The 21,763-nt window shown below is 60.3% G+C and carries 19 protein-coding genes; 9 read left to right on the top strand and 10 right to left on the bottom strand.

Annotated features, from left to right (window positions below):
• Positions 1-216: 216 nt before the first annotated feature.
• On the bottom strand, positions 217-420 hold the full coding sequence (locus Thiofri_RS15365; RefSeq protein ID WP_143741723.1) for a hypothetical protein: 204 nt from the start codon (positions 418-420) through the stop codon (positions 217-219).
• A 1,090-nt stretch (positions 421-1,510) separates the two neighbouring features.
• On the opposite strand from Thiofri_RS15365, the gene traL reads away from it, so the two are divergent.
• From traL to Thiofri_RS15335, 6 genes are all read left to right on the top strand, one after another.
• The gene (traL, locus tag Thiofri_RS15360) at positions 1,511-1,792 is read left to right on the top strand and encodes a type IV conjugative transfer system protein TraL (RefSeq protein ID WP_323705380.1); all 282 of its coding nucleotides are present in this window, start codon (positions 1,511-1,513) and stop codon (positions 1,790-1,792) included.
• An 8-nt stretch (positions 1,793-1,800) separates the two neighbouring features.
• Positions 1,801-2,376, top strand: a complete 576-nt coding sequence (locus tag Thiofri_RS15355) for a TraE/TraK family type IV conjugative transfer system protein (protein ID WP_009146822.1) — start codon at positions 1,801-1,803, stop codon at positions 2,374-2,376.
• A gap of 10 nt (positions 2,377-2,386) precedes the next feature.
• The gene (locus Thiofri_RS15350) at positions 2,387-3,310 is read left to right on the top strand and encodes a TraK domain-containing protein (RefSeq protein ID WP_323705377.1); all 924 of its coding nucleotides are present in this window, start codon (positions 2,387-2,389) and stop codon (positions 3,308-3,310) included.
• Entirely contained in the window at positions 3,310-4,608 is a 1,299-nt protein-coding gene (locus Thiofri_RS15345) for a TrbI/VirB10 family protein (RefSeq protein WP_009146825.1), read from the top strand. The genes Thiofri_RS15350 and Thiofri_RS15345 overlap by 1 nt, the downstream gene beginning before the upstream one ends.
• Positions 4,609-4,753: 145 nt before the next feature.
• Positions 4,754-5,356: a Rha family transcriptional regulator gene (locus Thiofri_RS15340; RefSeq protein ID WP_051023728.1), complete on the top strand. Its 603-nt coding sequence runs from the start codon at positions 4,754-4,756 to the stop codon at positions 5,354-5,356.
• 369 nt (positions 5,357-5,725) lie between these two features.
• Positions 5,726-5,923: a hypothetical protein gene (locus Thiofri_RS15335; RefSeq protein WP_143741725.1), complete on the top strand. Its 198-nt coding sequence runs from the start codon at positions 5,726-5,728 to the stop codon at positions 5,921-5,923.
• Between the two features lie 695 nt (positions 5,924-6,618).
• On the opposite strand, the gene Thiofri_RS15330 is transcribed toward Thiofri_RS15335, so the two are convergent.
• Complete coding sequence (locus Thiofri_RS15330) at positions 6,619-8,172, bottom strand: peptide MFS transporter (RefSeq protein WP_009146827.1); 1,554 nt, start codon at positions 8,170-8,172, stop codon at positions 6,619-6,621.
• A gap of 120 nt (positions 8,173-8,292) precedes the next feature.
• Here Thiofri_RS15330 and Thiofri_RS15325 point away from each other — a divergent pair, with 120 nt between their 5' ends.
• From Thiofri_RS15325 to Thiofri_RS15315, 3 genes are all read left to right on the top strand, one after another.
• Positions 8,293-9,036: a DUF3593 domain-containing protein gene (locus Thiofri_RS15325; protein WP_323705370.1), complete on the top strand. Its 744-nt coding sequence runs from the start codon at positions 8,293-8,295 to the stop codon at positions 9,034-9,036.
• On the top strand, positions 9,033-10,550 hold the full coding sequence (locus Thiofri_RS15320) for a bifunctional metallophosphatase/5'-nucleotidase (RefSeq protein WP_009146865.1): 1,518 nt from the start codon (positions 9,033-9,035) through the stop codon (positions 10,548-10,550). Before Thiofri_RS15325 ends, Thiofri_RS15320 begins: the two co-directional genes overlap by 4 nt.
• A 549-nt stretch (positions 10,551-11,099) precedes the next feature.
• Positions 11,100-12,296 carry an RtcB family protein gene (locus Thiofri_RS15315; protein ID WP_009146866.1) on the top strand — a complete coding sequence of 399 codons (1,197 nt, stop codon included), beginning with the start codon at positions 11,100-11,102 and terminating at the stop codon, positions 12,294-12,296.
• Positions 12,297-12,452: 156 nt separating this feature from the next.
• Here the strand turns inward: Thiofri_RS15315 and Thiofri_RS15310 are convergent, their stop codons facing one another.
• The 8 genes from Thiofri_RS15310 to Thiofri_RS15275 all read right to left on the bottom strand — a co-directional run bounded on the left by Thiofri_RS15310 (position 12,453) and on the right by Thiofri_RS15275 (position 21,738).
• A complete protein-coding gene (locus Thiofri_RS15310; RefSeq protein ID WP_323705367.1) occupies positions 12,453-14,762 on the bottom strand; it encodes an AAA family ATPase in 2,310 nt (769 codons plus the stop codon).
• Positions 14,763-14,864: 102 nt separating this feature from the next.
• On the bottom strand, positions 14,865-15,290 hold the full coding sequence (locus tag Thiofri_RS15305; protein WP_009146871.1) for a hypothetical protein: 426 nt from the start codon (positions 15,288-15,290) through the stop codon (positions 14,865-14,867).
• Positions 15,291-15,494: 204 nt separating this feature from the next.
• Positions 15,495-17,612, bottom strand: coding sequence for an AAA family ATPase (locus Thiofri_RS15300; protein ID WP_323705364.1), 2,118 nt, complete (start codon positions 17,610-17,612; stop codon positions 15,495-15,497).
• Between the two features lie 188 nt (positions 17,613-17,800).
• Positions 17,801-17,959, bottom strand: coding sequence for a hypothetical protein (locus tag Thiofri_RS15295; protein WP_009146873.1), 159 nt, complete (start codon positions 17,957-17,959; stop codon positions 17,801-17,803).
• 427 nt (positions 17,960-18,386) lie between these two features.
• Complete coding sequence (locus Thiofri_RS15290; protein ID WP_009146874.1) at positions 18,387-19,055, bottom strand: hypothetical protein; 669 nt, start codon at positions 19,053-19,055, stop codon at positions 18,387-18,389.
• 135 nt (positions 19,056-19,190) lie between these two features.
• The gene (locus Thiofri_RS15285) at positions 19,191-20,447 is read right to left on the bottom strand and encodes a ThiF family adenylyltransferase (protein ID WP_190275758.1); all 1,257 of its coding nucleotides are present in this window, start codon (positions 20,445-20,447) and stop codon (positions 19,191-19,193) included.
• 140 nt (positions 20,448-20,587) lie between these two features.
• Positions 20,588-21,211 carry a hypothetical protein gene (locus Thiofri_RS15280; RefSeq protein ID WP_009146876.1) on the bottom strand — a complete coding sequence of 208 codons (624 nt, stop codon included), beginning with the start codon at positions 21,209-21,211 and terminating at the stop codon, positions 20,588-20,590.
• A complete protein-coding gene (locus Thiofri_RS15275) occupies positions 21,211-21,738 on the bottom strand; it encodes an NYN domain-containing protein (RefSeq protein ID WP_009146877.1) in 528 nt (175 codons plus the stop codon). Before Thiofri_RS15275 ends, Thiofri_RS15280 begins: the two co-directional genes overlap by 1 nt.
• Positions 21,739-21,763 lie beyond the last annotated feature (25 nt).

Genomic DNA, 21,763 nt, shown 5'->3' with positions numbered 1-21,763 from the left:
TATGGAGGAAAGTGCCGATCCTGGAGCAGGCCGGTGGTTCTTGGTCGTTCAGCACGACCTGAGACGCAAGCGGAGAATCATCAGCCGGCCGAGCACGAACCCACTAAGGTCAATCAGTTTGACGGCGCGATGGGCCAGTGCTATCTGCGGGGCCTTATGGGTGGAACCTCAGGCGCGTGGACTTCGGCGTAAAGGCAAGAGGCATCCTGCAATTAATCAATGCAAGCGGCTAGCAGCAAAGTGCTCCCTGAAGCTGTCTCTGGCCTCTGCGATCAACGGCTGCAGCAGATCCTCGGTCATTTCCATGACCTCAATGCCCAACTTGCGGCTCTCCACCATGAGCGCGACGACATTGAAGTCGCCGTCACGTTCGGTCTGAATCGGCGCTTCATTTAAATTGAAAGCCACCCAGGCTTCCATGACGCGGAACTGATTGGGATGGAGCATCGCTAACACCTCTCAATGATCAAGATTGCGCTGAGGCGCTCCGGCTTGGCATCAGGGTTTCGATCAAGTGAAACCCAGCGCTCGCCATGCCTTCACGCGCGGAGAATCGATGGACCTCCCGCCGCTGCATCCCTGAGTCGAGGTTGCGTTGGTCGCAGCCCTCGGCCAGTGCCAATGTGCGCTGCCATGATAGCAAGGCAGGTGATCGATCCGCACGGATAGCACCCAGGTTAAACGGCCGCCGCCCACCGCGACTGGGTTTTCGAGATCATACAAAATGGGATAAGCATCCAGTGCCACTGTGACTGATGCTTTATCAGGAGTCCCCAAACCGATGAACACCTGGGACGACGCCGATGCCTGCCCCAGGCCATCAAGGACATCTTGTTCCGCTCCGCCGAGCGCTGCCAGATTCCAGTCATCTGACCATAGGCATGGTGAACAAGCGTCCCTAGGCTGGAGAACAAGAATCTCTAGGGTGGAGAACCAGATTCCCCGGACTGGAGAACCAGGGTTCCTAGGCTGGTGAACAAGAAACCCTGGCCTGGTAGGGTAAAGACCCATGGTGCCCCAGTGTCGTTCCCTACAAAGCTGAGTTCGAATTGTGCGATACGCGTACGCTCTCGGGTAGGGTAAACAGCCAGAAGCAGAAAACAGAGTAAAGCAAAATCAGCGGGTAAGCCTCCGAATCTCTCGTTCGGCTTCCTGCACTCTATGTGAAAACCGGTGCGGCTTAGCTAGGGCACTCTGCCACATGTGAACCTTGTGCACCCCCCCCGTCCCCTCGCGCGCGCGTCTGCTAGCAAGCAAGCAATAAAAATACTCACAGAGAATTTTGAATGCTGCTTGCTGATCGCTGACGCGCGCGAGAGCGTTTGCCGCATCCGGGCTGATGCGACCCGGACAGCCTGGACGACCAACCAGCCCCGGTTCCCCGTGCAGATCTTCCCTGGACAGGGTAAGCACGAATGCTCGGGTTTTTCCCGAGCTATCGGTGTCGCCGATCGGCGCCCAATCACGCAGGCTATCCGGCATTCAACCCACTCGCCGGAGACCCGTCCGTATGCAACCCCTTTCGCTCCCCCATGGCGTCGACGACCCGCCCTCGCTGCTGCTGTGGCGGCTCGATGAACTCATCCCGCTGGTGCTCATGCTGGTCGTCGGCATGCTCAGCGACCGGCTGGTGATCTTCCTCGCCCTGGGACTGGGTCTGTCGCGGCTCTACGGGCGCTTTCGCGACAGCCGCCCGGATGGCTTCGCGCTGCACTGGGGCTACTGGCACGGGCTGGTCCCGCTTAAGTCCCGACGCTGTCCGAATCCCTTCGCCCGCTGCTTTCAGCCTTGAGGTCGCCCATGGATTTTCACACCCTGACACGCACCTGGCGCGGTCTCAATGCCGAGAACCGCTTCCACCGCCTGGTCGTCGCGGTGTTGTTGCTCACCAACCTGCTGACCCTGCTCGCCCTGGTCCGCGCCGATCACACCGTGGTGCTGGTGCCGCCGATTCTGGAAGGCGAGGTCAATATCGCCCGCGACAGCGCTAGTCGCTCGGTCAAGGAAGCCTGGGCGGTGCATGTCGCCGGCCTGCTCGGCAATGTCAGTGCCGGTTCGGCGGACTTCATTCGCGAGGCGCTCGAACCCCTGCTGGCGCCTCCGCTGCGCCGGGAGATTCTCGCCGTCATTGGCGACCAGGTCGAAGCCATCAAGCGCGAGCGCGTGGCGATGTACTTCTCGCCCAATGCCCTGCGTTACGACCAGGCCAGCGACACCTTCTTCGTCACCGGCCGCCAAGTGAGCGCCGGTCCCGGCGCCGAGCCAGTGCGGCATCAGCGCACCTACGAAGTCCGCGTCGGCTTTCAGCACTACCGCCCGGTGATCCGCCATCTGGATGTCTACCCCGGCGGTCCGCGCACGACCGAGCAACCTTGAGGAATCCTGAATGCATGTTCAACCCCGCCGTCTTGCTGTTTCCATCCATGCTGTCCTGCTCGGATCGGGGCTTACCCTGATGAGCCTCGGCTGCCAGGCCAACGGTCCTTTCCTGCGCACCACTGCGGATGCAAATGCCGAGACAGCGTCCGCCAAGGACGCCCTACTGGCAATCGGCCCCCGCACCGTCACTGTCGCACCGGGCAACAATGTCATCCTGGAACTGGCCATTGATCATCTCAACCGCATTGTCACACCCTTCCGCCAGCCCTCGGTGAGAACCGTCTCGAGCGTCTCGACCGAAATCGATGGCAGTGTTCTCTATGTCGCTACGGCTGAGGAAACCCCAGCGACCCTGTACATCACCGATGCCGATGATGCTCAGACCACGGTTGCGCTGACGCTCGCGCCCCGTCGCGTGCCACCACGGGAGATTCGCCTGCTGGTGCCGGGATTGGAAAGCCGTCGCCAGGCAGCCAGTCCCTCGTCTGTCGTGGCTCAGTCGGAATCGACCCTGCCAGATATCCCGCTAATCGCCACCTGGCGCCAGCCGCAGCATTACACCAATGAGCTGACCCAGGGCTTTCGCACCCTGGCCTTGGGCGAGGTGCCGAGTGGCTACCGCAAAAGGGGAGGACGGTCCGGCGAAGCCATTCACTGCGGGACGGATGTCCGGGTAACCCGAGTGACCGCCTACGACGGCCAACCGCTGCGCTTTCTCACCGCCAAGGTGGGGGCGAAAGGCGATACGCCTGTGGTGTTGGATGAACGCCAGTGCCGGTTGCACAAGCAGGACGCCCTGGCCGCCGTCGCGCTTTGGCCAAGCGCGCCATTAAATCCCGGGGCCGAGGCGACGCTGATCATCGCGATCGATGACAGCAGGGAAGGGCCGCCAGCCACCCCGAAGCCGAAGCGCGCGGGAGGTTTTCGCTGATGGCCGAATGGACAGACAACTGGGAGCGGCTCTCCCCGCGCCTGCGCCAATGGATCACCCTAGGGGCCGGCAGCGTGATTGTCGGGTCGCTGGCGCTGCTGATCGCCACCGCCCCGCAAGACGACCGCAGCAGCGAGGCGCAGCGTCGGCGCCTGGTCGACAATCTTCTCACCGATGTCGATCCCAGAGACCTCGGTATCGATGGCTTGGGCCGACGCTTGCAGACCCTGGAAGGGGAGGTGCGCAAGATTGCCTACAACCTCGAACAGCTCGGTCTGGATGCCGCCGATAGCGAAGGCACCCGGGCAACCCTGATGCAGACGCTGCGCCGCGAACGCCAGGCGGAGTTGCAGGGACTGGAGCGACAGCTCACGCAGTTGCGCGAGGAGGTCAAAACCCGGCCAGCGGTTATTCCTGGACAGGGAACAAGCACCTGGACGCCACCCTTGCCGGAATCTGAATCCGCAGACGCGAGCGTTAAACCAACGCCCGAACCCCAGCGTCCTGGACCGCCGCCGCTGGAACAACTCTTCGACACGCCAGCGGGATCGGGAACAGAAACCGCCACCAGCCCTAAAGCCACCGGCCCGGCTCTCAGTATTCGTCACGTCGAAGACGATGCGGCCAAAGCCGCTGCCGGCAAGGCCAACACCCCCGAGGACGCAATCCCCGAGGTGCGCATCCCCGCCGGCAGCATTCTGCAAGGCGTCTTGCTCTCCGGCATGGATGCCCCTACCGGCCGCACGGCGCGTCAGGATCCCTATCCAGCGTTATTGCGCCTGAAAGACAACGCCATCCTGCCCAACCGTTTCCGTGCCGACATCCGCGAGTGCTTTCTCTTGGTTGGCGGCTACGGCGATCTGGGCTCCGAGCGCGTCTATCTGCGCGCGGAGTCCATCAACTGCGTGCGTCGCGATGGGCGGACCATCGAAGTCGCCATTGATGGCTATGCCGTGGGCGAGGACGGCAAGGTCGGCGTGCGCGGGAGATTGGTGAACAAACAAGGCCAGGTCATCGGCCGTGCCATGCAGGTGAGTTTCCTCCAGGGCTTCAGCCAACTGTTTGGCACCGTGCCTATCGCCTCGGTCGCCACCGGCGGGACCACCATGCCGTATCAGCAAGTTTTCTCCGGCGAGGCGCTGCAAGGTGCGGCCGTCGCCGGGACCGGCAAGGCGCTAGATCGTCTGGCTGAGTATTACCTGGATCTGGCCGAGACCATCTTCCCGGTGCTTGAGGTCGATGCCGGGCGTGGGGTGGAGGTCGTCCTCAATCGGGGTGTCGGGCTGAAATTGCAGTAAGCGCATGGATCTGCGTTGGATCTGTTCAACGTAGCGCACCCTTGCTGGAAACGAAACATCCTTGGCCAATAGCCGACGATTGAGAATTTAACGAGCGACCATCATGCATCAGTTAGTTCCGATTTTGTCTGTCCAGGGTCCATCGATGAGTAGCCGCGATATCGCGGCACTCGTCGAAGTCCGCCACGATAAGGTCATGGAGCGGATCGAGCGCATTGCCAAGAAAGGCGTGATCGTACTTCCCCAAATTTGGGAGGTACCTTTTGTGGATGCGTCTGGACGTCGTCGAAAAGCCCGTGCATACATTTTTACGGCGGAGTCCAAGCGCGATACATTCGTGGTCGTGGCCCAACTCTCACCTGAGGTCACCGGGCGTCTGGTGGATCGCTGGCAGGAACTTGAGCAGCAGCAGGCCCGACCGCGCTCGCCCGCCGAAATCCTCATTGCTCAAGGCGAGGCCATGCTGGCAGTTGAGCGCGAGCAAACCGATCAAGCCGAACGGATCGCGCGCCTCGAACAGCGGGTCGATTGGATGGGCAGCGATACCGGTTACCGGACCATCACCGCTTACATGAAGCAGAACGGTATTCGGCTACCGATCTCCGAATCGCGCCAGAGAGGGATTGCCGCCGCCAAACTCGCGCGGGAGCGCGGTGAGCGCATCGGCAACATTCCAGACGAGCGCTTCGGTTCGGTCAACAGTTACCCCATCGACGTGCTGGATGAGGTGTTCTCTCTTGCGGGCTAACGCCTGCCTGTCAGAATTGTGACAGCGCCGCGCGCAAGCGGCGAGGAAATCGCTCAATCATGAGGTCGCCCCAGCCGCCAGACGGACCACCAACTCCGCTGGGTTGCGAATCGACAGTGCCGGAATCATGGCACTCTTTGGCTCCCAGCCGTGCGCCGCGCCGCTTCATCAAAACGTCACTTAGGTTTGGTTACTTGGAATGATCGCCAAGGACACCCGGGTCGATTGGTCACTCACGCCGACCCCGCATGCGGGGGCGCTTGCGAGCTGATCTGTCGTCGGGCGCGCTTTGATCGAGAGGCCCGAACGCTGTGCGCCAATTCGCGGCCAAGAAGGCTGTTCTTGCATGGATCTTGCAGCATCAAGACCATGGCACGTCCACTCTGGCATTACATGGTCTGGTATCGCTCGGCCGCCACGGTGCGGCCGGACAATCATTTCTTGCCGCTGCCGGTGACCTTCTACGCAGCGGCGCATTCCGCGCCTTTGCCATCTTGCCGGGAACAAGGGGCTTCGCTGGCAACGGCTCACGGGGTTGACCAAGAAAAACAGAGCCCAGTGCGTTAAGTCTCGAGTGACGCCTGCCTTAGGTTCTTCGCGGACTTAGAGATGATCCAAAAATGAATCATCTTTAAGTTCAATCCTTTATCGAGAGCCGCAACGATAGGGGCTCTGCGCCCGACCTGATGTTTCAAACGTGCGTCACGCTTGTCGAGAGCGCCTTGTTAGAAGAATGGCGCTTCGTCCATCCCTTGGCGATGACCACAGCGAAACCGTGGCCATCCCTGAGTGCCTTCGTTGCTGACGACAGCTTTGTCCTTTCTCCGAACGGCGGGCTTCCCGACTCCTTCGCCGGCCTGATCGAACCATGGCCAAGGAATTGGGTCGCCATCGACGACCCAATCACCGCCAGCCTGCAACTGACATCGGATGAGCCGTGCCCAGGATTGAGACGCCGAGCTGAAGGGGAACGGCGAAACCGTACCCCTTGGATTCCCTGCCCACGTCAGAGCATCTTTGAGCCGTCCAGTCGGCCTGTTGCAGCCCCGGTATCCACTCGCCAAATGGATGCAGACAGAGCGTACATCCCCCAATGGGGGATGTACGAAAAGTTTTCTCCTAGCAATCCTGAACCAGAAAAGAACGCCCAGGTGTGAGATCATCGGTCACGATCAAGGCGATACGGTTCGCTTTGGACCGTCAGGAGCCAGCGTCCGGCAGTTTTACCGCGCCATCGTTGCCTGCCAGGCACTGCGAATCGGTCAGCCCCGCAAGCCTAACCGCCGCGCATCCTCGATATCCTGCATCTGCCGGCGCGTCCAGGGAACGGCAGCGAAGAGCACCAGGGCGATGCCAAGGGTCAGCACCGCATTGATCCGATACGACTCCGCTGGCGACTGGCCATGGGTGAACTGGATAATCTGCCCGGCCAGACCCTGCCCAACTGCCGAGGTCAAAAACCACAGACTCATCACCTGGCTGGCGAAATGCGCTGGCGCCAAGGTGGTGGTGGCTGAAAGCCCCACTGGCGAGAGCATCAATTCCGCCACCGTTTGCAGCACGAAGACCCCGGCCAGCATCCAGAAGGCCGCCTTCACCGGCCCATCGGCCGGGTAAGTCGCAAACAGCCAGGACATGATGGCCGCCGAAAGCCCAATCAGCAGCACCGCGCTGGCAAACTTAAATGGCGTCGAAGGAAACCGCCCGGCGCGGCGGGTGAAAATCCAGCCAAACAGCGGTGACAGAATGACGATACTGATCGGATTGACCGACTGATACCACTCCGGGTCGATGCGGAAAGCACCCACCGACAGTTCAGTGTTGGCCTCGGCAAAGAGCGCCATGTAACCGGCCGCTTGCTCGAACACCATCCAGAACAGACAGGCGCCAATGAACAGTGGCAGATAGGCGCGCACATGGCGCCGGTCGCTGGCGCTGGTGCGCGGATGCCGCAGCATGGCGCGGAAATAGACCACTGAGGCCAACAGCGCCAGCGCAAAGACCACATCATTGACCCGCGCCGGCTGGGCGCTCGCCGCCCAACCGCGCAGCACTCCAGTCAGCAGATAGAGCAACCCAATGCCGCCGAGCAGTCCCACCACCTGCCAGGGTAGCCGCCGGCGCGCGTCCGGGCTGAGCGGATTGGGAACCGCATCGCCCGCGCCATGCAGGGTGCGGGTAAAACCGATATAGACCGACAATGCCACCGCCATCCCAGCCGCCGCGGCGGCAAAGCCGGCATGGAAGCCCCAGCGCTGCTTGAGAAAGGCCACTACGAAAGGCGCCAGTAAAGCCCCAAGGTTGATCGCCAAATAAAACAGCTGAAAGCCGCCATCACGGCGGGGATCGGACGGCGCATACAGGGCGCCGACCATGGTCGAAATATTCGGCTTCAATAGTCCGCTGCCGAGCGCGATCAAGGCGAGTCCCGACCAGGAGAACGCCGGAATGCCCGGCACCGCCATGCACAGATGTCCGGCCATGATGACCATGCCGCCATAGAGCGTCGTGCTACGCGCGCCGAGCAAGCGATCTGCCAGAAAGCCGCCCACCACCGAAAGCAGATAGACCGACGCGCCATAGGTCGCGACCACCACGGCAGCCGTCGCCTCATGCAATCCCAGCCCGCCCTCGGCGACGGTGGCATAGAGGTAATAGGCCAGGATAGCCCGCATGCCGTAGTAGGAGAAGCGCTCCCACAACTCGACATTGAACAGCATCGCCAGTCCGCTCGGATGGCCGAGAAAGCGGCGGTTGTCGCCGGCGGCGAGGGAGCGTTCGGCGGGGGTGGGGGAGGGCGGTTGCAGGTCGGTCATGGATTCGGCCGTGCTCGGGTCAAGAGGGCGCCATCCGCCAATCGCATGCTGAGGGATCCATCCAGCGTGCCACGCGGGTGCTAGACTGGCGTGTCTGATCCGCGACCAGAATGCGCAATCATGCTGCTGTCACTGCCAACAGCCATCATTCATCTGCTAACGGTCAGCGAATGGCTGGCGGCCATTTTGCTCCTGCGTCGGTATGCCGTCGTGGCGGGTTTTCCGCGGCTGCGGATCTTTGCCCATGCCATGCTGCCGCACCTGGTGGCGGGCCTGTTGGTGCTGAGTTTCCATGCCAGCGGTGACCGCGTCCAGTGGCTGTTGGAAGGATCGCGACTCATGACCTTCCTCGGCAGCCTCGCGCTCCTTTGCGCGACCCTGCTGATGCTGCGCACCCGGCGCATCCCGTCCGCTTGGTTCGCACTCGCGCTATTGGTCTTGGGACTGACCTGGGGCTTGAGCCGGCTGTGGGTCGCGGATGGCCTCTCCGCCTTGCTCCCCGGTGCGAATCTGGCGTATCTCGGCTTTCTGGTGTTGCTCTTGGTGGTGCATCGCCAAAGCCCCAGTCTGTTCTCGCCATGGAGCATCGCGGGATTCTGGTTTCTGCTGGTTTTCGTCGCCGGGGCGATTGTCGCCACCCGGGTGGCGACGCTTCAACTTGGCCTGCCGAGCCTCGCTCATGCCGATGCGCTCCATGGCGCGAGCGAAAGCCTGCTGTCCGTCAGCAATTTTCTCATCGCGTTGGGCGCTTATCGGCGTTTGCGGTTGGCAAAACCTCAGTCCGCGATCAAGGCTGGACCGTCCGCGCTTGACGCATCAGCTCCGGTAATTGACCTGCCATCGAATCAGTCCACAATCCCATGACGCGCCCGTTTATTATTGTCCTGGCGGTTGCCATGCTGCTCGCGCCGACACTCGCCCTAGCCGGCGAGGCGCTGCCGCTGACTCTGCTGCACTTCAACGACTTTCACGGCCAGCTCGATCCGGTGGAAGCCCCGGTGGAAGATCAGGGGGGCACGCCGACCAAGGGTCAGCACCTGGGCGGCATCGCCCGACTCGCCGGGCTGGTGGACTCCATCCGCAAAGAAGATCCAACCCGGCCGGTGGTGCTGCTCTTCGGTGGTGATCTCCTTCAGGGCACCGTCACCTCGACGGTTTTTCTTGGCCTCCCGGATATCCAGATTCTGACCGAGATCGGCGTGGATGCCGCCGTGATGGGCAATCATGAGCTGGATTACGGCCAAGCCGTCTTCCGCCAGATTCTCGCCACCGCCGGCTTTCCCATCCTGGCCGCCAACCTTGAGGTCACGCCGATTCCCTTTCCAACGCCGGCGACCCTGATCCTGCATCCGCCGAATGGCCCGCGTATCGGCATCCTCGGCCTGGTCACCGAGGAACTGACCACCACCACCCATCCACGCAACACCAGCGGAATTGCCATGCGATCCGCCGAAGAGATCGCCGCCGGCTGGGTCCCGTGGCTGCGCGCGCGCTCGGATCTCGTCGTGGTCCTGTCGCACCTAGGGCTTGCCGCCGACCACCAACTTGCCCGAACCGTTCCGGGAATCGATCTGATCGTTGGCGGGCATAATCATCGGCTGCTCAAACAGCCGGAGATCGAACACGGCGTCGCGATCCTCCAAGCCGGCGCGCGCGGACAATATCTGGGGCGTCTCGACCTGGTGGTTCAAGACGGACAGATGGACATCCAAGGCTACCAAGCCATCCCGGTCGACGACAGCGCCCCCGAGGACGCGTCCATCGCCGCGCGGGTTGCTGAGCTGAACGCGCGTCTCGCCGAAGAGATCGAGATGGTCGTTGGCCACAACGCGCGACAGCTCGACGCCAGCCGCGCGGTCATCCGCCGCGGCGAAAGCAACTTCGGCGACTGGGTGGGCGACCTGGCCCGCGCCCAGACCGGGGCCGATGTGGCCTTGTTCAACGCCGGCACCTTCCGCGCCAGCTTGCCAGCCGGCGCGGTGCGCCTGCGCGATCTCCACCAGGCCTTTCCATTCGGGAACGAACTGGTCACCGCCACCATCAGCGGTGCCAGACTTCAGCAGGTGCTGAACCGTTCCGCCGCCCTCGACCCGCGGGATGACCCCGGCGGCTTTCTCCAGGTCTCCGGCGTGCGCCTGGTGATCGCGGACGGCATTGCCCAAGACATCCAGATCGGCGGCAAGCCGCTGGACAGGGACGCCGACTATCGGCTGGTGATGCCGGATTTCCTCGCCGCTGGTGGCGACGGCTATGCCGAGCTCAAGGACTTACCGGATGCGACGGAGACCGGGCTTCTCATTTTGGATCTGGTGACCGATGCCTTTCGCCAGCAAGGTCAGGTGGATGTTGGGATCGACGGGCGATTAGTGCGCCGCTGAAGCGCCCCTGTAATGCCTGAGTTCCGTCAAATGTTCCCGGTGCTTCGCCGGTTGCGAGGCGAAGGCATCGGGTCTAGACTTCCACGTTCGCGGATGTCTCCAGGCAACCGTTTCCATCATGCTCCGCTGTCAGGATAACGCCTTGCGTCCCACCATACTCACCGTCGCGATCACATCCACCGCCGCCGATTCCCAATCAGGCGGCCCGGTGGTTCTGGGCGCGCGTGATTGTGCAGGCGCATTCCCGACGCATCAACGCCACACATCACCGCGCCGCTGTCACCTCAACCGCCGACCCTGCGGCAAAACACCAGCGCGCACGTGCTGATCGCCTGACCGGTGACCCCCGTCAGTCGATCTGGCGGGGTTGAGCAACACCGGAGTGTCCAGGCTTCCCTTCCGAAACCTCCTGTTCGCAACGCCATCCCCGCCGTGGTTTGGCCGCCTTGGCCCATTCATGGTCAATGGCGGTTCGATCATCTCGGCGTCCATCTTGTTCCAAGATGCGCCGGATCAACCAGGCCGCTCACGGGCGGCGAGGAGGACAACATGCCCATTCAGAAGGTATTCACTGAAGGCTCCAAGCCCGTCAAGGTCTGGGCCGACGATATCGATGCGCGCTCGCAAGCGCAGCTCGTCAATCTCTCGACCTTGCCATTCATCCACAAGCATGTCGCCGCCATGCCCGACGTGCATTTAGGGATAGGCGCCACCATCGGCAGCGTGATCGCCACGGACAAGGCCATTATCCCGGCCGCCGTGGGTGTCGACATCGGCTGCGGCATGGCCGCCGCGCGCACCTCGCTGACGGCGGATCAACTCGATGAGAAGGGCCTGAAGAAGCTCTTCGACCAGATCAGTCGCGATGTCCCGGTCGGGCGCGCGCAGCACAAGGATGACCGCGCGCTGACCGATGCGGCTGAGCCATTCGCCGCGCAGCTCCAAGTCATGACCGACAAGCACCCGCAACTGCTCAAGGCCTTCGGGCGCTTCTCCAACTGGGTCAACCAGATCGGCACCCTGGGCGGGGGCAATCACTTCATCGAGGTCTGTCTGGATGAGTCCAACCGCGTCTGGGTGATGCTGCATTCTGGTAGTCGGGGGATTGGCAACGCCATCGGCCACTACTTCATCGAGCTGGCCCGGCGCGACATGGAGCGCTGGATGATTCAGCTGCCGGATCGGGACCTGGCCTATCTGCCCGAGGGCACCGAGCATTTCGATGACTATGTCGCGGCGGTCTCCTGGGCGCAGGCTTATGCGCGCGAGAACCGCGACCAGATGATGCGCCTGGTGCTGGCCGCGCTGGCGCGGCATCTGCCCGAATTCACCGTGACCGAGGAAGTGGTTAACTGTCACCACAACTACGTGGATCGGGAAAACCAGTTCGGCGCCAATGTCTGGGTCACCCGCAAGGGGGCCATCCGTGCGCGCGAGGGCGATCTTGGCATCATCCCCGGCAGCATGGGCGCGAAGAGCTACATCGTGCGCGGCAAGGGCAACCCGGAAAGCTTCTGCTCCTGCGCCCATGGCGCGGGGCGGCGCATGAGCCGGACCGCCGCCGAGAAGCAGTTCAAGCCAGCCGACCTGGAAGCCCAGACCCAGGGCGTGGTCTGCCGCAAGGACAAAGGGGTGCTCGATGAAATCCCTGGCGCCTACAAGGACATCGACCAGGTGATGGCCAACCAGAGCGACCTGGTCGAGGTGGTGCATACCCTCAAGCAGGTGGTGTGCGTGAAGGGATGAGTCGAGCAAGGCGGCTTGGTGGATGTTAGTTGCCGCCAAGATCGTTCGTTGGGATAAAGACTTCGCGGCCTATGCGTTGGACAAGATCGTAGATGGATTTGCAGTGTTCCATTGAAGGGTTATGGGTTTAATAAATCACGTAATTTACAAGGCGGCTTAGGCATAAGGGTCTACTGCTCCGCCCCCTTTCCCGATGCTTTTCAACCGACACTCGGTCACCAACCGCCTGAGGTAAGTCTCCGGTTCAAGCCTTTCGCCAAGCAGCTTTCTTTGACGTGCCACGTTGGCGAAGTCCCCCGCGGTCAGGTGATCCAGTCCTTCCAGATATCGCTCCACGTTTTCCGGTACTGGTGCCTCGGTATCACCAAGCGCTTCGCGGGCAAATAGACTCAGGCGCTGCTCGGGCTTGAGCGCTCGGAACTCCAGCTTGAAATCAAACCGCCGCAGCGCGGCCCCATCCAATCCGCTCATCAAATTCGTCGCCGCGATCAGAATGCCGGGATAGCGCTCCATCTGTTGCAGCAACTCATTGACCTGGGTGCGCTCCCACTGCCGCTGCGCCTGGCGCCGATCAGCCAAGAAGCTGTCCACCTCGTCAATCAGCAGCACCGAGCGCTTGGGGTCGACGCTGGCGAACAGCCGCGCCAGGTTCTGCTCGGTCTCGCCCACATAGGGGGAAATCAAATCGGAGGCTTGGCGTGCAACCAGTTCCCGATCCAACGCATCGGCGAGCACCTCGGCAAAGGCCGTCTTGCCCGTTCCGGGGGGGCCATAGAAGCACAGCCGACCGCTACCCTCGCGTTCCAGCGCGCGAAACAACGCATTGGGCGCGATGCCGCCGGCCAGGTTCAGGTAGGCAACATCAAAGGCGGTGGCATTCTCGCGTCGGCGGGGCGCTGGGGTGCCATGCAGCAGCTTGCGCAGCGAGGCGACCCCCGCGCGCACCGTGATCTCCACCGGAGCATCCGGCTGCAGATCGACCAAACGCCGTGCCGCGCCAAGCCCCGCCGGGGTTAGGGCTTCATCGGCGGCCAGCTCATCAAGCAGCGCCGGGCTTAGGGCCAGGTCGCCCAGATGTCGCTCGGCCATCTGGCGGCGGACCGAGCGCGGCGGCGTGATAAAGCACACCGGCAGCAGAAATCGGCGCTGAAACGCCGGGTCGAGTCCGCGCACCTCGTTGCTGATCCAGATCGTCGGGACCGGGTTTTCCTCCAGCATGCGGTTCATCCAGCCCTTCTGCTCCCCGGCCGGCGAGCGACCACTGAGCAGCGCGAAGAGATCATGCTGCTGCTCGAAGACATCCTCGACCTCATCGAAAATGATCACCGCGTCGCGCCGTCTTGCCAGCAGCCGCTGCGCCAACAGGTAAGCCGACAGCCGCCCCTCGCGGTCCAGTCCGTCATCATCCTCGTCGCTAGTGCGTACCTGAAACGCCTTCAGATCGCAGGAAGCGGCGATGGCGCGCGCCAGTTCCGTCTTGCCCGTGCCCGGCGGGCCGTAAAACAGCGCATTCACCCCGGCAACACCATCGCGCGCCGCGCGATTGAGCGCGCCTTGCGCCCGCAATGCCTCCTCATGCAAATGCGGGAACGCATCGAGCGACCAGTCAGCTGCCGGGGCTGGCTCGATCAGCAGCGCCAACAGCGCCTGCTCATCCTCTGGCTCCGCATCGATCAGCTCACGCAATAAGTCAGTCGCATCCAGGTAGTCTTCCAGATCCAAATGGCGACCGAAATGCATATCCATCAGACCCAGCTTGCGCAGCGGACCGCTCTTGGCCATCAGCCGACGCAGTACCGGCGGGGCGATGCCGAGCAGGATGGTCATGGCGACGTGCAGATCGTGTCGCGCATGCAAATGTCCACGGCGCGACTCCTTCAACAAAATACGCAGTTCATTGTGTTGCTCGCGCAGCACCAGGTACTCGAGCAGTCGCGCGGCTGCCGGTTCTAGTTCCAGCGCCCGGCCGAGCATTTCGGCAAGCGGCACGACACAGGTCTCCCCGTCGGCTTCCACCAAGGGTTCAAGCACCGCGGGGGACAAGCCAGTGAAAAACAATCGCAGCTTGCGGTGCTTAGACGGAGGTGGAGGAAGCTCAATGCGCCGGCCTTGTTGGTGACTGAGTCGGCTGTGCTTCAACCGCATCTCCTCTTCGACCACGTCCTGATCCGGCTCCGCGTCAGCCTTGCGCAGTTCCGCCGTTAAAGCGCGCAGGCCATCGCGCACCTTCGTGCTCACTTCAGGCAGCCGTTCCGGCGCCAGGGCTGGGTCGAAGAAGGCTCGCGCAGCGGGCTCAAGCAGGCACTGGCTCAGTTGCCAGAGGGTGCTGAGAAAGTCCCAGTCATTGAGGCGTTTCACCAAAGAGGTGTCATTTAGAAAGAATTGCAGACTCAAACGGGCCAGCCGACGCGAAATGGCTGGAATCTGGTCAAGATCGGTTCGGATTAGGGCATCACTTGGGTTCATGGTTTTTTCATCCTTGCAGCAAATGTGGGAAAGGGGAGGGACTTATAAACGCACTCTCAAACTTGGTATGTCTTATTTCTCAATGTCTAACTTCTTAAGGGTTCACTTCGCTGGCCAGGGCTGAAACCGCCGACTGTCAAAATGCCAGTTGAGAAAGTCGCCCCGGTGGGGACCGTCCTCCACAAACAGCCCAAGCACCAAGTCGAGCGGCTCGCGGAAGTAAGGACTGCCCGAGTTCTTCTCGCTGTCGAACGCCGGCTCACTCAGGACTTCAAGCACCACGGCAGGCTGACTGCTGCGCGGCACACGGCGGTTCTTTAGGCCAGGTTTCCAGGTCACCAGATCGCCGGGCGCGAAGCGATGGGCATGGGCGAAAAGGCGCGCGCGTTCTTTCAAGGCCGCGCCAGGGTTACCGGTCAGGTCCGGCAGGAGCTCGTCATCCAGCAGGTCATTGCTACCAAGCTCCTGGTCCAACCCGATACGGGCAAGCAGTTCGCGAGAACTGAGGGAATCGCGTTTTGATGGCATGGATTTCTCCAGTGGTTATGTCAACAAGCAAAGAAGAAGGAGCGGACGGGTAAACAAAATGCACAGTGGGCACATCAAGACAGTTTGATGGATGTGCGCGACAAAACCTGTCGTATCGGCTGATGGCATCTAGCTCCAGCGCGGGTCGGATGCAAATACCCTCTGGATTAGCCCGCTGCTAGCGCAGCGGGCTCGCCGTCCAGGTCATAGATTCGCCATGAATCCAACCGCCCGCGCTGGTGTGTCGGTCTTCAGCGCCATCTCCGCGGCCAAGTGGTGAAGCAACCGCACGGGCGTCATCGGCTCAGCGGTCAATCGGTTGCGGCGCAGTTGAACGGCGAAATCTCCAGGGGTGAGCCGATCCATAGCCGCAAGACGTGTCCGCCATGGCTCAGGCTTGCTCAACTGGCCTCCTGCCTGGCGAAGGGTCTCGCGAAACAGGCGCCAACTTTGCTCGGGACGGAGGTAGTCAAAACGAATCTTCAGATCGAACCGGCGCAAGGCGGCACCGTCGAGCGCATCAAACAGGTTGGTTGAAGCGACAAAGAGTCCATCAAAGGCTTCGAGTTGGGTGAGAAATTCATTGGTTTGCGTCAGCTCCCAACTGGCCCTTGCCTCGCGCCGATCGCGCAGAAAACTGTCCGCTTCATCGAGAACAAGAACCGCACGCGCGGTTTCAGCCTCGCGAAACATCGTGGCCAGTTGCTGCTCAGTTCCGCCGACATAAGGGTTGAGCAGGTCCGATGCCCGACGGACAAGAAGCGGGCGGCGAAGATGATGCGCCAAATGCGCGCCAAAGGCGGACTTGCCAGTTCCCGGCGGGCCATAAAGGCAAAGCCGGGCGCGCGGATCACACTTGACTCCCTGCACCAGGGTTTTCAGATCATGATCCGCGTTTAGGTAGGCCAAGTGAAAGCGCAGCTGATCCGCGCTCCCGGGTTTGGGTAAAATCTCCTCACCCATGGCACCCAGGGAGGCATTCAAGAGCGTCTCCAGGGTTGACTCGACGCGTCCCCCCTGGCGATAGCCAGCTCTTGACAGGGTATCGACCGCTTGTCGCAAGAGCGCCGGCGAAAGATGAGGGTGACGCGAAGCACGTTGGCACCAAGCCCTCGATACCGGCAAACTCCGCGTATGTGCCCGAATCATCCGCTCACGAACCGGCTGCGGCGGCAGACCCACCTCAACCACCTGGCTGAAACGTCGCAGATAAGCCTCATCGAATCCGGAAAGACCATTGCATACCCAGATGGTCGGAACAGGATTCGACTCCAGGGTATCGTTCATCCAGCCCTTGGTAAGCTCGCTGTTACCAAGTGAAACGCCGAGCCGATCAGGAAACACGTCTTCAACTTCATCGAACAAAATCAGCGCCCGAGGTTGCCGGGCCAGTACATTCTGCGCGAGCCGAAAGGAACGCAAGCGATTGCTACCCGTAACTGGGCCGTCGTCATCGTCCTCGTTGGGAACCTGATACAAGGGTCGCTCCAGCACATCCGCCAATGCACGCGCCAACTGTGTCTTGCCCGTCCCTGGCGGCCCATGGAACAGCAGGTTGGTTCCCGGGTGTCTGGTAGCCGCCAGCAGACGACGCGCCAGACTGACTTCCGCGCGCAAGTGCGGATAATCGGCGAGCGTCAATCCCGCGGCCGGCGCCTTTGGCGTACTTCGATCGAGGAGCGCGTCGATCTCCTCGGCACCGGCCATCAATGCCCCGGCCAGGCTGGGCATGAGACTAAACATCGTATGCAGCCGGCTGCTTTGCTTGCGTTCAACACACAGTAGTCCAGATCGGCAGAGGATGCCTCTGGTGGAGAGCGCGGCTTGCACCGCGCTGGGTTCCATTCCCAGTGTCGAAGCTGTCACCTTCGCCACCCAGAGGGCATCGAGTTCACCGAAAGCAAGAGAGGACAACTTCGCGAGACACCGATGCAGCTCAAGAAGCGCGGCGAAACCCAATATCTGGCAGTCAATCTCAGAGAGGCCGATCCGATCCGCCAGATGGGAGATACCGGTATTGATTTGGCGACCAAAGTCGCCATCAAAACGCCCGACCTCAGCACGGCGCGCCATGAGCTGTCGCTCCAATGCATTCTCATATTCGTTCTCGGGAGGACGCTCAACACCAAGCGCGTGAAAAAGGCGATTCTCCGGGAAGTTATGCTGCATCGACTGGAGAAATGCAGAAAGACCCTTTGCCTCGAACAGCATGCTTAGACAAAGCCGAATCACGACTTCGCTCTCGATGCCAAGTGGGGGCAGAAAGGGCTCCTCAGGAGCCTGGTAAAGGTCGCCAGACTCCGAAAGATAATGGATAGGCATGTGTGCACTCCTGGAAGGGGCGGGCGGCCCACATCCATAGGAGCGAGCCAGCTAGTTTTTGTAAGTCATTGCACAATATGTCAATTTGATAGAGTTTGATTTATCGCCGTTTGCACTGGCGTGAGTTTGTTTTCGATAAAGACGTGAGGCTCGGGCACGGTAACGAGCCTCACGCCTGTTATGTGTGGCTAATCAGGCTCGCAACTGCAATTGTCCGGGTAATCCGAATCGCACTCCTGATGCCATCCGTCGGGACAGTTGGTACCATCGATCATGTCGTTGATCTCATCATCAAGATCCCTCTCACCCGTGCTGTAGTCGTGGGTCCACTCAGACAAATCACTCATGCCAGTTATCTCCTGTACGGTTAGTTCGGGATTCCACCTGTCGCGTCTTATGCTTCAGGCTTATAGGGTAAGACTCCAGGTAATCAATTTTTTCGACTGGCTGACGTTAAATCGAGTTGCTTCATGCAAACAGACGGGAGGCGACTGCAGGAACGCTTTTTATAAAGAGGTCATCTCAGTCACATCATTTCGAACTGCTGAATTGGGAGAAAATAACGTAGTGTAGCTAAACTGCTGGGCAAATACTTAAAAAACTGGCAAAAAAAAGCCGAACCCTTTTTCTAGGGTTCGGCTTTTTGCGGTCTGCGTATATTAATAGATAACATCAACGAGAGCAGACAGATGGTTGATCGAATAATTATCTTAAATATGCAATTTAATAATTTTTAATGGAAGTTTTTACTGAATTTTTTACTGAATTTTTTACTTAATTACGATTTAATTTTTTTATCTCAGCTTTCAGAAGCTTGCGTATCTCGGTTAGCGCGTCCGAAACAGCCTTTATGTCGCGGTTTAGTTCTACCGCGATATCCTTTCTTTGGCTGCTACCTTCACCCATCAGTCCGCTTAGGAACAAACGGCGAACATCCTTTCGAAATCCTGCCCGCATCGTGTTGGAATTACGCTGCAATTGAGATAGGAGATGGTCAGCATGGCTTTCTTCAAGAACATCGTGCTGGCTTCTTAGGAATTCCATGTTGCCATCGAGTACATGTTCGCTCACCAAAGATCCTTCGTATCGATGATCTGCTAAGTAGAAATCAGGAAAGGTCTTTTCAGGAGCAACACATTTCTGCTGCTGGGTTCCCGAGGACCGCTTAGATGCTGCGCGATCGGTGTACTCGCGAGCTTTTCCGTAATCCGTGTTTTTGATGTAGCTTTCTTTGTGCTCCGCTATTACAGATCCGATACAAGCTTTCAAGTATCCGTAGTGAGCCTTGCCCTTGTTGATCACCGCATTTCGGTGCTGCCAAACCTTGAGCATGACATCTTGGACAAGATCTTCATGTTCTGACATGGGAAAGCTGTTTTTGCGAGCGATGGCCTTGGTGAGACCCTCAACCTTTGACCAAATTGGATGGCCTGAATATTGCATAGCAGTCTCCTTGACTGGAAACTGCCTGCTCTCGCCGATTTGTTAAAGATCCCTAACGCAGTCTTCCGCACAGGTGCGGAAGATGTCTAAAATTATCGTAAATCCGTCTAAATATGTCAACTGGGTACAGCACGGTTATGGATGATCTGAGATCTTCGTCACACCTAAGCTTGGCCTGAGTGTCGGGGCTTTCGGAGATGTGGTAGGTGGTGAAGCTAAGGCACCACAGATTTCGCAATCGTGACCAACCTGAACGCGGTCTTGCACAAGCATCCGGCTCGACTGAAGGTCCATTTGCACTAGATCACGCACGCCCAGTCCGGATGCTCTGCGCTGAATCTCCATCACCAGCATCCCTGCGGCGACGGAATTGAGGCTCATCACCGCCGGTGCCGCCACATCAGGCAGATAGCCCTCGCTGCGCGCGTGAGCCACCACCTCACCGCTAGCATAAGCACGAGCTTCAATCGAGGCTTGCCCCGGCGACAACCGTCCGCTGCAGATTGGGCAGTAGCGACCGGTCTCGGCACCGGTTACCTCCGCCCGCAACCCGATGATCGAACCGTCCTCTCCCAACGTGATATCGCTGCCTGCTTGCAGGTATTCGCGACCGCTGTCTAACGCGAGACTCAGTGCCATAGTCCGGCTGAGCTCATTGTCGGTCACCGCCAGGATCAAATCGCAACTCCCGAGCGCTCGTTGTGCCGCACGGGAACGGTAGATATCCTGTTTCCAGGCAGATACCTCAGCTTCATCGTCTAAACTGCGCGCGATCTGCTGAACCAAGCGCTTTCCGACCTGAACTTTGAAGCGGCCAATATCACGCGCGGTTACGCTCGGCAATCGATTGAGATTGCTGACCTCGATCGTATCCGGATCCACCAGGACAAAACGACGAAACCCGGCTCGCGCTAGCTGTTCCAACGCTAGCATTCCGAGTCCGCCAACACCAACCAGACCGACACGGATCTGTTTGGCGGCTTGACGCAGGCCCGGTCCGAAAGCGCGCTGGCGATCAAGGGCGGGGGATGCCGTGCTGGTTGTCGTATCCATGGGTGCCAACCCGAGATACAACTGACCATCGAATGGCTTGCCACACATCCAAAGACGTGCTCGCGGTATCCCCCGAGACGGCCAAACTAGGCTCCAGTAGTGCGCAACCCCTTGGCTGTCTAGCCACTGAGAGAGGGCCGACTCCGCTGCATCGTCAGTCGCACTGAAGTGGTCTATACCAGATGGATGACTGTGGAGATGCACGGCCAACCAGCCCTTGTCACCCAGTTGGACTGCCCATCGATTGAGCCGAGAAGACGCCTTGTCAGTCAAAACCAGGCTAGCATCAGATGCTCGCTCATAATCCTCTGTATCGAGAAGAATCAATTGCTCCAGCAAGGCGCTCGGCGCATCTGAGTCTTTCTGCAACGGTCGAGCGACGGCAAAGGCAAAACGCTCTTGGAATGGTTGGGGATGCAGTAGGGCCTGGATCCGCTCGGCCAGGCCCCACGGAACCCGGAGAACGGGTTCCGCGCTCATCAGTTGACCGCCTTGTCGGCGAAGAAGGCCAAGGTCACCGTCAGATAGGCGACCAACGTATGATGGCCAGGCCGCCAGTTGTCGGCGACCCCGCAGTACCACTGCCAGCCTTGTCCTGTCAGGTCAGGTGCATCATAGTAAGAGCGATCAAACAGATGGCTAAGATCCAACTGTGCGGTCTGCTCGCCCTTTGCCAAGTAAAAACCGATCGGTGCGGCCAAGGGGTAGGTCTTGGGCAACAGAATCAAGGCATCGGTACGGCTTCCTCCAGGAAGGGTCAGCCCCCGCAGCCGCAGCCGCCAGCCTTCCTCTGCTGGTTCAGGCATGCCGACACCACCGAATCCAGCGTGGCTCAGGGCGTCGACTTCTCGCTTCAGCGCCTCCGGCAACGGAGCCAAAGTCGCACCTTTCACCACCCGAGGACCGGCAGAAAAGGTGTCGCCTGGCTTGATCATAACTTCTTGGTCGGTGACGACTTGCCCGGTACGTACGCCATGGTCGATCCCGGAGCGGTAGACCGAATCTCGAGGGCCAACACGGAGCAGTTGCTCCAGTTCATCGCGCCGAATGCGTCCGTAACCGCTCGAGCGAACGAATCCCAACTCATCGCGTTTCAATCCCATTAGCGTGCTCCTCCAACGCGGTTTAGTGCCTCATCGAGATCGATGACCGAGTACGCGGCACGGCGCAAATCGCTCGCCAGCATCTGCGGACGGGCCATTACCTCGGTCCGGATACCCACGTCACGCAACTCCCAAACCATTGGAGCGAAGTCCCCATCGGCGGCGGCGAGCACCAAGAAGTCTGGACGCAGTCGCAAAGCCAACGACAGGGTGGCGATCATTAGACGCTGATCGTCCGACTGCTTGAAACCGCCGTCGGGCAAGCGCTTCGCCGGAGCGCGGATCACGCGTGCGCCGGCATCTTCGAGCGCGTGCTGCTTCCGGGTGAAATTCACCCGGTTGGATGCGATCGATTCGGCGTTATCGTCAGCCACACGCTCGACCAGCGTCACGACGGTTTCGATCAGGTCGACATCATCACCAGCGATGAGCGTGCGCATCGCCTCGAGGGGAAAGTACTGATGCCCCTGGTCGCGAGCGACGATCTCGCAGGGTGTTAGGTCAATGGCAAAGATCTTCTTGATCATGGATAGCCTCGCAGGTGAATGCATG

The organism is Thiorhodovibrio frisius, assembly GCF_033954835.1.
Lineage (GTDB): Bacteria > Pseudomonadota > Gammaproteobacteria > Chromatiales > Chromatiaceae > Thiorhodovibrio > Thiorhodovibrio frisius.
The sequence above is the reverse complement of the archived record's forward strand: the minus strand, read 5'-3'. Positions and strand labels throughout refer to the sequence as shown.

Coding starts and splice junctions, on each gene's coding strand:
- Thiofri_RS15320 (WP_009146865.1), top strand. CDS start 9,033: ATGACGCGCCCGTTTATTATTGTCCTGGCGGTTGCCATGCTGCTCGCG.
- Thiofri_RS15305 (WP_009146871.1), bottom strand. CDS start 15,290: ATGCCATCAAAACGCGATTCCCTCAGTTCTCGCGAACTGCTTGCCCGT.
- Thiofri_RS15340 (WP_051023728.1), top strand. CDS start 4,754: ATGAGTAGCCGCGATATCGCGGCACTCGTCGAAGTCCGCCACGATAAG.
- Thiofri_RS15330 (WP_009146827.1), bottom strand. CDS start 8,172: ATGACCGACCTGCAACCGCCCTCCCCCACCCCCGCCGAACGCTCCCTC.
- Thiofri_RS15335 (WP_143741725.1), top strand. CDS start 5,726: ATGGCACGTCCACTCTGGCATTACATGGTCTGGTATCGCTCGGCCGCC.
- Thiofri_RS15280 (WP_009146876.1), bottom strand. CDS start 21,211: ATGGGATTGAAACGCGATGAGTTGGGATTCGTTCGCTCGAGCGGTTAC.
- Thiofri_RS15345 (WP_009146825.1), top strand. CDS start 3,310: ATGGCCGAATGGACAGACAACTGGGAGCGGCTCTCCCCGCGCCTGCGC.
- Thiofri_RS15300 (WP_323705364.1), bottom strand. CDS start 17,612: ATGCCTATCCATTATCTTTCGGAGTCTGGCGACCTTTACCAGGCTCCT.
- Thiofri_RS15275 (WP_009146877.1), bottom strand. CDS start 21,738: ATGATCAAGAAGATCTTTGCCATTGACCTAACACCCTGCGAGATCGTC.
- Thiofri_RS15350 (WP_323705377.1), top strand. CDS start 2,387: ATGCATGTTCAACCCCGCCGTCTTGCTGTTTCCATCCATGCTGTCCTG.
- Thiofri_RS15295 (WP_009146873.1), bottom strand. CDS start 17,959: ATGAGTGATTTGTCTGAGTGGACCCACGACTACAGCACGGGTGAGAGG.
- Thiofri_RS15290 (WP_009146874.1), bottom strand. CDS start 19,055: ATGCAATATTCAGGCCATCCAATTTGGTCAAAGGTTGAGGGTCTCACC.
- Thiofri_RS15365 (WP_143741723.1), bottom strand. CDS start 420: ATGGAAGCCTGGGTGGCTTTCAATTTAAATGAAGCGCCGATTCAGACC.
- Thiofri_RS15310 (WP_323705367.1), bottom strand. CDS start 14,762: ATGAACCCAAGTGATGCCCTAATCCGAACCGATCTTGACCAGATTCCA.
- Thiofri_RS15325 (WP_323705370.1), top strand. CDS start 8,293: ATGCTGCTGTCACTGCCAACAGCCATCATTCATCTGCTAACGGTCAGC.
- traL (WP_323705380.1), top strand. CDS start 1,511: ATGCAACCCCTTTCGCTCCCCCATGGCGTCGACGACCCGCCCTCGCTG.
- Thiofri_RS15355 (WP_009146822.1), top strand. CDS start 1,801: ATGGATTTTCACACCCTGACACGCACCTGGCGCGGTCTCAATGCCGAG.
- Thiofri_RS15315 (WP_009146866.1), top strand. CDS start 11,100: ATGCCCATTCAGAAGGTATTCACTGAAGGCTCCAAGCCCGTCAAGGTC.